Source organism: Clostridium sp. (assembly GCF_021443865.1).
Lineage (GTDB): Bacteria > Bacillota > Clostridia > Clostridiales > Clostridiaceae > Clostridium.
Map to the genome: position 1 here is coordinate 10,995 of NZ_JABUTB010000064.1, position 11,870 is coordinate 22,864.

An 11,870-nucleotide genomic window follows, 5' to 3' on the forward strand; every position below is an offset into this window, starting at 1 on the left:
AAATATAGAAATTATAAATGGCGAGGCTGCTTCAGGTTCAAGTATATATAGTGAAACTGATGAGAGGGGAAATATTGTAAGTGTTCAAATTTTTAAAATTGGAGAGAATAAAAAAAATTTTACTTTAATGATTACTGAAGGGGGAGAAAGTAAAGAAATTACTATTAATATTGATGAAAGTAAAATAGTTAAAGTAAAAAATATAAAACCTGATAATAATGAAATAGAAATAGATGGAATAAAATTTGTTGTAAATAATTTAAGAGTTAGTCCACTGGCTATAAACTTAGATTATTCACTTGTTTCCGATGATGCTGAAAAAGTTAAAGCTATTCAATTAAATAATGGTAACTTTTTTAATGAAGGAATATATTTTATGCCTCATATAGAAGGTAGAAATATAGAAAGAATGGGAATAGTTGCATTTGATGAAAGAGAAATATTAGTTAATGGAGTTAGACTAGTAGAAAATTTTGTCCTTAATGATTTAGCTATAGATAAGTTTAATAATGCCAAAATAATAATACAAAGGGCAAATTTTAGTGAGCCTTTAGATTTGGATATGAGAAGTAATGCAAAAGACATTTGGATAAATGAGGATATACTTATTGAAGAATTAAAGTATAATGAGAAAAGTGAAACTGTAGATATTGCTTATTGGAGTAAATATAAGAAGAAATGGTCTGATAAATATTTATATTACGAAATAATTCCTTATGATGGATGGATTTCATATGAGCCTTCACCTCATAAAAGCAATTTAAAAGATTATTTGGGTAAGGATTATAGAAAATATGAATTTATGAGAAGTCAACTATATATTGGAGATGGTAAAAAATTATTTATTGTAAATGATAAATCTTTAGATATTAGTAAGAAAGATAAAACTATAAAAATTAAGATTGATTATTAATTAAAAGATATTGACAATATTTGAAAGAAGTTCTATAATCCATAGTAATAAATAAGCATAACTAAGAATTATTAATATAATTCGGAGTATAAGATAATAAAAAGCTGTGATAAGAAGAAGTAGTAATTAGAAATCTTACAGAAAGTTACCGGTTGATGAGAGGTGCAAGAAAAGCTAATTATGAATACATCTTTGAGCTTCACACCAAATGGCATAATTTTAGTATAGTGCAAATAAAAGTGGATAATTATTATGGGTTTGTATTAAATTATTATGTAATTTAATTTTTAAAACTCCAAGGGAGTTTTTTCCTTAATTTTTCATTATTCATTTTACATTTTTCATTGCACGAAGTGCCTAGTAGGCTGTGACGGATTCCTTGCACACGTTATAGTGCTAGAGTATTACCTAGTAAACTAGAGTACTCGAAAAGGTAGACAATGTGAATTGTCTATGAACTAAGGTGGTAACACGAAGATTTATCTCTCGTCCTTTTGATATAAGGGACGGGAGTTTTTTATTTTCTCAAATTGTCTTAGAGTCATAAATAATATAATATGTTAATTTATAAATTCCGAATTCTGAGGAATTTAAACATTTAGCTTTAAAGTGTAAAATATATTGTTGCGATGACTTGGAGCTTGCGAGGTCATAAGCAACAGTATATTCTATACGGTATTATTCTTATAGAGCTTGCTTATATTTTAAATATAAGAGGAGTGTTAAAATATATGAAAACAGTAGAGGAACAACTAAAAATTATTAAAAAGGGAGTAGGTTTAATAGTTACTGAAGAAGAACTGAAAATAAAGCTAGAGAAATCTATAAATAATAACAAACCATTAATTATTAAATTAGGACTTGATCCAAGCGCACCAGATATCCATTTAGGTCATGCTGTAGTTTTAAGAAAGATTAAGCAAATGCAAGATTTAGGGCATAAGGCAGTTATAGTAATTGGTGACTTTACAGGGAAGATTGGAGATCCAACAGGAAAAGCAAAAGGAAGAAAGGCCCTAACTGAAGAAGAAGTACTAAAAAATGCTGAAACTTATAAAAATCAAATTTTTAAGATATTAGATAAGTCAAAAACAGAAGTAAAGTTTAATAGTACTTGGCTTTCAAAATTAAATTTTGATGATGTATTAAAGCTAGCAGCTACAACAACTGTAGCTAGAATGTTAGAAAGAGATGATTTCCAAAAAAGATACAAGAATAATGTGCCAATAGGTATTCATGAATTCTTTTATCCATTAATGCAAGCATACGATTCAATAGCTTTAGAGGCTGATATAGAACTTGGAGGAACTGATCAAACCTTTAATATTTTAATGGGAAGAACATTACAAAAGGCAAAGGGACAAGAACAACAAATAGCTATGTTTATGCCAATATTGGAAGGCTTAGATGGAATAGAAAAAATGAGTAAAAGCTTAGGAAATTATATTGGAGTAAATGAAGACGCAAATGTAATGTTTAAGAAGGTTATGGAGGTTCCAGATAGCTTAATAGTTAAATACTTTGAATTAGCAACAGATGAACATCCAGATAGAATAGAAGAAATAAAAGAAAGACTTAATAAGGGAGAAAATCCAAGAGATATTAAGCTAGAATTAGCAAGGATAATAACATCTTTATATCATTCAAAAGAAGAAGTAATAGAAGCAATTGATTTTTATAATACCGCTTTTTCAAAGAAAGCTATACCAGATAACATTCCATCTATGAATTTTAGGGGAAGTAAATTAAGAGATATTCTTGATGATTTACTAAGTGAAAAATTAATACCTAGTAAAAAGGAATTTAATAGATTATTGGAGCAGGGGGGCATTAAGCTTAATGGCGAAAAAATAAAGGATTTAGATGAAAATATCAAAGATAGTGATGTAGTTCAAATAGGTAAGAAAAAGTTTATTAAACTCATATGCAAATAAATATTATGTTAAAATTACATTTTTTATTGATTATGTTTTGTGATATAATCGTAAAAAATATATAAGTTAATATTATTTTTGCAGCCGGATAAAATTAAAGCATTATAATTCATGTCGTTAGGCCATAGAAGATATTTGGTTAGGCGTTTGGGAAAGAAATATAAGTGATAAGATTTATTACACATATTAACATAAAAAAGGCTATACCTATCTAATGATTATGGTATTTTAAACCAAAATGAATTATTAGATAGGTATAGCATAAAATTTTTAATTTCTATAATATAATGTTATTTGCCCAAAAATCCTTGTTCTTCTAAAGTAGAACTACCTTTTGGATAATAATTATATTTATAAAATCCAGAAGTTGAATAACTCCAATTTTTTTCTTTATCATATCTACCAACTTCTTTTAGGTATTCAGACATTTCATCATCATAAGGATCTATTGAAGCTTCAACAATTTCTTTATTGTATTTATCTAAATGTCTAAAACTATCAAAAGCAATCCTTGGCTTTTTATGAGAGTTATTAGCAGGATATCCAACAACTAATCCAACTAATGGGAAAGTGTATTTTGGAAGTTCTAAAAGTTTAATAACTTCTTCAGGATTTTTTCTTATTCCACCTATTGGAACTACACCTAGTCCAAGAGATTCAGCAGCTATTGTAGCTGCACCTAAAGCTATTCCAACATCCACAGAACCAACTTGAATTCCTTCATTATATTCATGAATTACTTGTTCAACATTATTTTTCTTAGCAGCAAGATGTGTTCTGTAAAAGTCCATTACAAAAACAAGGAATACTGGAGATTGTGCAACCCAAGGTTGATTTCCAGTAAGCTCTGCTAACTTTTCCTTTTTAGCTTTGTCTTTAACAACAATTACTGATGTTTGTTGACCATTAATTGAATTTGGCATAGCTTGAGCAGATTTTACTATTTCATCAATAATGTCATCTGATATATCCTTATCTAAGTATTGTCTTATAGATCTATGATTTTGTATTACTTCTATTGTTTTGTTCATTTATTAATCACCTTCATTTTTATATTGTGTTCTTATTAAGGAATTATAGTCTTATTAAGAATAAAAATCAATAGATATAAATTAAATTTAATACAATTTAATTTTGTTAGTATGTTTTTGTGTAGATAATATTTAATATACTCAGAAAAAAGTGCTTTAAATTAGATAATCTAAAATAAAGCACTGATAAATTTAAAATATTATAAAAATAGTAGATATAAACTCATGTTTTTATAGAGAAAGTAATTAATTATATGTAGAGGTGCAACACATAATTAATAAATATTTCAAGATATCATATCATTTATTGTGAGATAGTTTTGACCTTTTAGTAAACTTTTTACCATTAGAATGTGAGCCTTTCTTTATTCCATTTTCAATTCCTATCTCTGCTCCAGATTCGGAATACATCTTTCTAAGTTCAGCATTAGATTTAGGACGATCCTTTTGTCTATTCTTATTATTATCCATATTAAATTACCTCCTATATAAATTATCTCTATTAGTTTTTCCACAAAAAAATTAAAAATAATATATAATTAGATGCTTTAAAGGAATCTACGTATAAATAAGTAAAAAAACATGTCTTTTAGAAATAGTATCCACAAAACTAAAAAAGGTATATAATATATAAGAAAACTAATAAAATAAAATTTGTTGGAGGGATTTAAGATGTTTAGACCGATTTAATAATTACCTAAGATTTTTTTATAACCTTTTATAAAGGTTTATTTGTCGTGTCTTAGGAGGGATTATTAAATTGAATAAAAGAATAAACATCTATTTGTTGAATATTATTATATTTTTACAAGGATTGATATTTTATGCTCCAATTGCAACTATATATAGAGAAAAGCGAGGAGTGTCAATATCACAAATATTTTTAATAGAATCTATTTTTATGATATTAATTATATTATTAGAAATTCCTTGGGGAAAATTTGCTGATAAATTGGGATATAAGAGAACATTGATATTAGCTAATTTTATATTTTTTCTTTCTAAAATAATTTTTTTTAGAGCAGATTCATTTTTTATGTTCTTAATTGAAAGAGTTTTATTAGCTATTTCAATTTCAGGTATATCAGGCTGTGATTCTGCATTATTATTTCTTTCTTTAGATGAAAAAGATAATAGTGAAAAAGTTTTTGCAAGTTATAATTTCTTTTCTAATTCAGGTTTTTTATTGGGCTCAATATTATCTACATTTATTATTAATGTATCTATGGATTTAGCAGCCTTTTATACGATTATAACTTATGGATTTGCTTTTTTATTATCTTTCTTTTTAAAGGATGTTAATGGAAAATCCTCAGAAAGTGTAGGAATAATTAAAAACTTGAAATGCGTTTTAGAAAAAAGAAATATATTGGTACTTGTGATTTCTATAGCTTTAATAAGTGAAGTAGTACAAAGTATAACTGTATTTTTAAATCAAGGAATATATATAAAAAGTGGTATTGATATAAAGTATTTTGGTTTAATATTAGCATTAATTCAAATTATTACACTAATATCAATTAAATCATATAAAATAACAAATAAAATTGGACAAAAAACAACTATTAAATTGTTTATTATGATAATTTTTATAAGTTCTTTTTCTTTGATATTTATTAGAAATGGATTTTTAGCTATTACTACAATAGCATTAATAGAAACTAGTAGCTCTTTTATTGTACCAATATTTGCAGATATACAGAATAAATCTATAAAGACTGTAGATAGGGCAACTTTACTTTCTATTTATTCCATGCTTGGAAGCATAATTTCAGCAGTTATTAATCCTGTAATAGGGTTTGCTGCTAATTATTCTTTAGAAGGAGCTTTAATAGTTTGTAGTTTAATTAGTTTAATTTCAATGATATTTATTGGCGTGAATAAAGCAAAGTAATAAAGGCTTTTGGAATTCTATATAAAAGTTTGAATTTAGTTAATATAAGTGTGTAGTTTCCTTTGCAATGATAACTTCAATTGCAGTAAACTACACACTTTTTATTTTATCTTAAAGCTTTAAGCTTATTTAAAATATCAAGATACTCTTTTTCTAATTGGCTTTTCTTTTCAAGGTTATTTTCAAAGGATAATAAAGATATAACTTCTGAAAGTTTATTTTCTAGCAGTAATATAGCTTCTTTATTTTCCTTAGCACTTTTATCTACCTTAGGTGTGTTTTTAAAGGCTATATATTCATTATAACTACCATCAAATTGATAAATTTCATTATTTTCTATTTCTAATATTGAGTTACAGATAGTAGATATAAATTTTCTATCATGAGAAACTATCAATAAAGTTTTATCAGTATTTTTAAGGGCATTTTCTAGAGATTCCATACACTTAATATCTAAATAATTTGTTGGCTCATCAAGGATAATAATATTATTATCAGAAAGTAATAGCTTACATATGGCAACTCTTACTTTTTCTCCACCGCTAAGAGTAAAAATCTTTTTATATACAGAATCACCTTTAAATCCAAATCCATCAAGATTAATCCTAATAAAGCTTTCCTCGTATGATGAGTTAATCATTATATTTTCTAAGATTGTTTTATCTTGAATTAGTATATTTTGTTCTTGATCCAGAAAACCAATTACAGCATTATTAGATATTTTAATACTTTCATTATCATTTTTAATTATTTCCTTTAAAAGAGTACTTTTACCAGAACCATTTCTACCTATTAAAGCAACCTTCTTACCTTTCTTTATTTTAAAACTAGACTTTGTTAGTAAAATCTTATCCTTTACTAAAAGATTTAAATCTTTAACTTCAATAGGATTTTTAGAAGTTAATTTTAGGTTTTCTATCACATTTATCTTTATTTGTTTTTCTGTTTTTGGTTTTTCTTTTACATCAAGATGTTCAATTCTACTGTTAATTGCTTTAATACTATTATCCATATTTTTTTTGGATTTTTGCCCTCCCATTTTATGAAGTCTTGCTTCTGAATTTCCCATTCTCTTAGGAGTTCTCTTTATATTATTTCTAAGCTGTTCTTTAACAGTTATTGCTTCTTCAAGTCTTCTTTTTTCATTTATATACTTAGTATATTCATCTTTTTCATGTGCTTTTTCTAATTCTTTTAGTTCTAAATATTTAGTATAGTTCCCTTTATATATATTTAATTTTCCATCTTCAATTTCAACTATGGTATTACATAAAGCATCAAGAAAATTTCTATCATGAGAAACTATGATAAAGGAACCAGTATGATTTTCAAACATTTTTTCTAAAGTTTCAATACTATTGCTATCTAAATTAGAAGTTGGCTCATCTGCAATTATAAGTTCTTTATTTTCACTTAATGCATTAGAAATTTTAAGTTTGACTTTTTCTCCACCAGAAAGAGAGTCTCTATATTCAGTAGGGGCATTAAACAAGCTATTTATTTTATTAAAAGAGCTATCTTCTTTAGGATTTTCTACTTGGCTAATATAAGAAAAACTTTTAGTTAAGTAGATGCTTCCTGAATCAGCTTCCTCGTCACCTATTAAAATTTTTAAAAGAGTACTTTTACCAGCACCATTTTCACCTACTAAGCCTATTCTATCTCCTTTTATAATTTCAAGTTTTTTAATATTTAATAATAATCTATCACCATAATATTTTTTTACATTATTTAATAATGCTAATTGCATAAAAAAATCCCTCCTATTTTGGGAGAGAGTTATAGACATCTAAAAAAAGGTAACGCAAAGAAACCTATAGTCAATAATCCACTCTCCATAAATTTACGCATAATAAAAAAGCCTAAAGACTGTTTTTTATATGCACTTAAATTAATTAAAGTAGATTACATTCTCATTATTGAAATTACCTTTACCTTTCCTTAAGTAAATATTTATTTTGAAGAAATTATATCTTCAAATATATTATATATAAGATTTTAATTTTTAGATAGAGAAATATTCGAAAAATTTAAAATAATAAGTAATTTCAGCTTTTCATTTAAAATGATATAATTAGTATTAATCATATATAAGGAAGTTGAGAATATGAGTAGATTTATAAATAAAGAAATTAATAAATTAAATAAGAAGGAAAATAAAATACTTAATAAGAAGAAAAATAAACTTATTAAGGATAAAATATCCCCCATATCTGAGAAAATTCAAGAGAAGATTCCAGATAAATTAAAATCAACATTAGAAAGTGCTTTTTATAATGCTTTTAAGATAGTTATAAAAAATGGTAGTAAGTATATTGAAAAGCTATATAATAAGGAAAAAATAAAATTAGAGCATGAAATTAATGATTTCTCTTTAAATAAAAGAATGACAAGAAAAAGTTTAAGATTAATTGATTCCCAAGGAAAGAAAAGTAAGTTGATTAACTCAACTATTTCAACAGTTGAGGGGGCAGGCTTAGGACTTTTAGGAATCGGAATACCTGACATTCCAGTATTTATATCAATGATATTAAAAACTGTTTATGAAATTGCTTTAAGCTATGGATTTAATTATGAAAGTGAAGAAGAAAAAATTTATATTTTAAACTTAATTAATGTAGCATTAAGTAGTGAAGAAGAAAAACAAATTTATAATGAAAAACTAAACAATATAGAAAATAAAATTATATTAGGATTAGATATAGAAAATTCTTTAGATGAAGAAATAAAAGAAACATCTAAGGTATTGTCAAATAGCTTACTTGTTGCTAAATTTATTCAAGGCTTACCTGTAGTTGGAGTAATAGGTGGAGTTACTAACTATCAATTTATAAGCAAGGTAAGTAAATATTCAAGAATTAGATATAAAAAGAGATATTTAAAGAAATACTAATAATTTTTAGAAGGGTGACTAAATGAAAAAGACAATAGGTATACTTGCACATGTAGATGCAGGCAAAACAACGTTTTCAGAACAATTACTTTATCATACAAATACTATTAGGAATAGAGGAAGAGTGGATCATAAAAACTCTTTCTTGGATTCTCATAACATAGAGAAGGAAAGAGGAATTACTATATTTTCTGATGAAGCTATTTTTGAAATAGGGGATTCTAAATATTATCTTATTGACACTCCAGGACATATAGATTTTTCTTCGGAGATGGAAAGAGCATTAAAGATTTTGGATTATGCTATTTTAATAGTAAGTGGAGTAGAAGGAATACAAGGGCATACAGAAACAATTTGGACTTTACTTAAAAAATATAATGTTCCAACCTTCTTTTTTATAAATAAGATGGACAGAACAGGTGCTGATTTAGAAAAAATAATTGAAGATATTAAAAATGATTTAACTTCAGATATTTGTTATATTGATAATTTAAATAATTTAAATGAGGAAATAATAGAATTTATTTCAGAAAGAGATGAGAGTCTTTTAGAAAGATATTTTAATGGGGAATATAATGAAGAGGATTGGATTATAAGTCTAAAAAGTCTTATAAAAGAAAGTAAGGTATATCCATGTTTATCTGGAAGTGCTCTTCAAGACCAAGGAATTGAAAATTTTTTAAGTGTTTTTAATGATTTAACTATCAGTGATTACAATGAAGAAGGTGTATTTTCAGGAAGAGTATATAAGATAAAACATGATGATAATGGTACAAGACTTACTTTTATTAAAGCATTAAGTGGAAGTTTAAAAGTTAGGGATGAAGTGTCATATGGAAGAGATTCTGAAATAATAGAAAAAATAAGTAGTATTAGAGTATATAATGGAACAAAATTTACTACTGTAGATAGGGTAGTAGCAGGAGACCTATTTGCAGTTACTGGGTTAAGTATGGCTAATGCAGGAGAAGCTATTGGTGATTTAAAAGATGAGGTAATATTTAATATGGTTCCAACATTAATGTCAAAGGTTATCTTTGATAAAAGCTATAATGTTAAAGATATACTAAGAGTCTTTAGAGTTTTAGAAAGTGAAGACCCAGCTTTAAATGTTATTTGGAATGAAGTTTTACAAGAAATACAGGTTTCTATTATGGGAAAAATTCAACTAGAAGTATTAAAGGAAGTATTGGATGAAAGATTTAATATAAAGATAGATTTTGGACCTTATGAAATAATGTATAAAGAAACTATTAATAATGCGACTTATGGATATGGACATTTTGAACCATTAAAACATTATTCCGAAGTTCATTTAAAATTAGAGCCTAATACTAGAGGTAAAGGAATTACTTTTGAAAATAAATGTCATGCAGATGATTTAACTACTGGACACCAAAATTTAATTAAAACACATATATTTGAAAGAAATCATCATGGACTTTTAACAGGTTCACCAATTACGGATATAAAATTCACCTTAATAACAGGAAGAGCTCATAATAAGCACACAGAAGGTGGAGATTTTAGAGAGGCTACTTTTAGAGCTATTAGGCAGGGCTTAGAAAAAAGTGAAAATGTTCTGTTAGAACCTTACTATAAATTTAAAATAGACGTGGATTTAAATTATATGGGCAGGGTAATTTCAGATATACAAAGGCTAAATGGAAGTTTTAATCCACCTGATACAAAATTAAATAAAGTAACTATAACAGGTAGAGGTCCAGTATCTACTTTTATGGAATATAGTGAAGAAATTCTTACTTTCACTAAGGGAAAAGGAAGTATAAATTTAATTTTTGATGGTTATGATGTTTGCCATAATACAGAAGAAGTTATAGAAAGATTAGGCTATGATAAAAATGCTGATATAGAATATTCTTCTAGTTCTATTTTTTGTTCAAAGGGACAGGGATTCGTAGTACCTTGGGACAAAGTAGAAGAATATATTCATTGTGAAATTAAAAAATAATTATATATTTAAATTTTCATAACAGTCCATAATGAAAAAAGGGATTCTAGTACGAATTCCCTTTTTTGTACATAATATTATAATTTTGAAAAACTTATTTAGAAACGTTATATCTATTCAAAATATTATAATATATATCCAATAATACTAAAAAGAAATGATTTAATAGGATTTATATTTGAATTTACATAGGGAATAGTATATAACTATATAACATAGAGAATTTATTATCTAATCATATCAATTTGACATTCATTGGGATTAGCTTTAAAACCCATTGCTTTATATAAATGTAAGGCATTATAATTGATTTCATCAGCCATTAGAAAGGATTTCTTTGCACCATGCTTTAATCCATATGTGAAAGCTTTTTCTATTAGCTTTCTACCTATTCCCATTCCTTGGAATTCTGGCTTAACAGCTATTTCTCTAATCCAAAGTATCTTATTTTCTTCTCCATAAATCCCAACACAACTTATCCCAACAATTTGGTTATCTGTTTCTTCATAAACAACAGCACTTTTAAAAACATATTCAGGAACTGATGGGTGTTTTCCTTGTATCCATTCCTGCATCCATTCTTCAGTTTCACCATGAAAGCCTCTGCTTTTCCCAACACAGCTAGTGGTAACTTTAGAGGCTTCTTTATAATTACCTTCATCTATAAATTTTAGACATTCATAATTTAAGTTACTTTCAATGTTGCTAGAAACATACTCGTTCCATATTGCTAAAATATCAAATTCCAATTTATCTAATTCTTGTACCCATTCTTTTGGAACAAAGGTAATTTTCTCTTGATTATTTCTTTTATTTAAGTTTTTAATTAAATTTTCTACTTTATTAGCTGCCCAATGATATTCATAAAGTTTATTTTCATTATTATATCCATAAATAATAATAGCGTTATCATTATTTAATAATAGATCATAGTTTTCTAGTTCTTTACGAGCATAGGATCAAGTTTCTTCAAACACTTGTTTAACACCTCTTTTTTCTTTTCTAGAACTTGCAAAGTCATCTTCAAGGCGTTCTTCTAAGAAAACTACAGCAATCTTCAGATGATCTTTATATGGTTCAACAACTTCTTGAAAATAGGGATTATCTTCATTGTTTAAAATGTAATGACATACTGTGTATGCACATAAAAGATATCGATGATACATAAATATTTTTTGAACACAATTATCATTTGTTAGATTCAAAATTTCTTTGGTAATAAATTCATTGAAA

At 26.2% G+C, this 11,870-nt stretch carries 10 protein-coding genes; 5 read left to right on the forward strand and 5 right to left on the reverse strand.

Going from position 1 to position 11,870, the window contains the following annotated elements; translation table 11 throughout:
- Together HUJ77_RS11460 and tyrS are read left to right on the forward strand one after the other, a co-directional pair.
- Nucleotides 1-913 (forward strand): hypothetical protein (locus HUJ77_RS11460; protein ID WP_291708750.1); only part of this gene is annotated, 913 nt, incomplete at its 5' end.
- 731 nt (nt 914-1,644) lie between these two features.
- Complete coding sequence (tyrS, locus tag HUJ77_RS11465) at nt 1,645-2,847, forward strand: tyrosine--tRNA ligase (RefSeq protein WP_291708751.1); 1,203 nt, start codon at nt 1,645-1,647, stop codon at nt 2,845-2,847.
- A gap of 290 nt (nt 2,848-3,137) precedes the next feature.
- Here the strand turns inward: tyrS and HUJ77_RS11470 are convergent, their stop codons facing one another.
- Nucleotides 3,138-3,878: an NADPH-dependent oxidoreductase gene (locus HUJ77_RS11470; RefSeq protein WP_291708753.1), complete on the reverse strand. Its 741-nt coding sequence runs from the start codon at nt 3,876-3,878 to the stop codon at nt 3,138-3,140.
- A 300-nt stretch (nt 3,879-4,178) separates the two neighbouring features.
- A complete protein-coding gene (locus HUJ77_RS11475) occupies nt 4,179-4,349 on the reverse strand; it encodes a hypothetical protein (protein ID WP_291708755.1) in 171 nt (56 codons plus the stop codon).
- Between the two features lie 289 nt (nt 4,350-4,638).
- Between HUJ77_RS11475 and HUJ77_RS11480 the strand changes: the two genes are divergently transcribed.
- Nucleotides 4,639-5,772: an MFS transporter gene (locus HUJ77_RS11480; protein ID WP_291708757.1), complete on the forward strand. Its 1,134-nt coding sequence runs from the start codon at nt 4,639-4,641 to the stop codon at nt 5,770-5,772.
- Nucleotides 5,773-5,878: 106 nt separating this feature from the next.
- Here the strand turns inward: HUJ77_RS11480 and cplR are convergent, their stop codons facing one another.
- The gene (cplR, locus tag HUJ77_RS11485) at nt 5,879-7,522 is read right to left on the reverse strand and encodes an ABC-F type ribosomal protection protein CplR (protein ID WP_291708758.1); all 1,644 of its coding nucleotides are present in this window, start codon (nt 7,520-7,522) and stop codon (nt 5,879-5,881) included.
- Between the two features lie 357 nt (nt 7,523-7,879).
- Between cplR and HUJ77_RS11490 the strand changes: the two genes are divergently transcribed.
- Both HUJ77_RS11490 and HUJ77_RS11495 read left to right on the forward strand, forming a co-directional pair.
- The gene (locus tag HUJ77_RS11490; RefSeq protein WP_291708759.1) at nt 7,880-8,665 is read left to right on the forward strand and encodes an EcsC family protein; all 786 of its coding nucleotides are present in this window, start codon (nt 7,880-7,882) and stop codon (nt 8,663-8,665) included.
- A gap of 22 nt (nt 8,666-8,687) precedes the next feature.
- Nucleotides 8,688-10,637 (forward strand): TetM/TetW/TetO/TetS family tetracycline resistance ribosomal protection protein, encoded by a 1,950-nt coding sequence (locus HUJ77_RS11495; protein ID WP_291708761.1) that lies wholly within the window; start codon nt 8,688-8,690, stop codon nt 10,635-10,637.
- Nucleotides 10,638-10,864: 227 nt separating this feature from the next.
- On the opposite strand, the gene HUJ77_RS11500 is transcribed toward HUJ77_RS11495, so the two are convergent.
- Both HUJ77_RS11500 and HUJ77_RS11505 read right to left on the reverse strand, forming a co-directional pair.
- Nucleotides 10,865-11,386, reverse strand: coding sequence for a GNAT family N-acetyltransferase (locus HUJ77_RS11500; protein WP_291708762.1), 522 nt, complete (start codon nt 11,384-11,386; stop codon nt 10,865-10,867).
- 210 nt (nt 11,387-11,596) lie between these two features.
- Nucleotides 11,597-11,870 (reverse strand): hypothetical protein (locus HUJ77_RS11505; RefSeq protein WP_291708763.1); only part of this gene is annotated, 274 nt, incomplete at its 5' end.